This is a genomic window from Thermococcus sp. M36 (assembly GCF_012027355.1).
Classification (GTDB): domain Archaea; phylum Methanobacteriota_B; class Thermococci; order Thermococcales; family Thermococcaceae; genus Thermococcus.
Genome location: NZ_SNUH01000311.1, coordinates 1 through 402, shown reverse-complemented (window position 1 = coordinate 402; position 402 = coordinate 1). Strand labels below are relative to the sequence as shown.

The following is a 402-nucleotide window of genomic DNA, read 5'->3' as shown; positions in this document are numbered from 1 at the left end:
TTGTCTCGTAAAAGATTAAAGTAACATTGATATAAAAAAGAATTTACAGTTGCTAATTTTAATTTAATAGAAGCAGTATGATGGGCTTTGGCTTTAGTTGATGAAAAATGTGTTAGCTTATGTCTAACATTTACAATATCAGCGATTAAACCTTTATAATTATTTTTACTTTCTGTAGGAAGCCCCATTTCAGTTAGAATAGCACTGAGTGAATTTATAAGTTTGGGGTCGTATGGAATATAATATCTCAGTTCAATTTCCTTTTTTAATAACTCTTTTCTAACGTCTTTTGCTCCAAAAGAAAAATAGCCATCTATAATTCTAAAAAATAAAAAAAAAGCGATTTCATTATCGTTATTGTTTAAGGATTTCAAAGCCTGAGAAAAAAAAGAGAATGCTGGA

General features: G+C 28.1%; 1 protein-coding gene. It reads right to left on the bottom strand.

Annotated elements, in window-relative coordinates; genetic code table 11:
• Positions 1 to 402 (bottom strand): hypothetical protein (locus E3E36_RS12480; protein ID WP_167895646.1); only part of this gene is annotated, 402 nt, incomplete at both ends.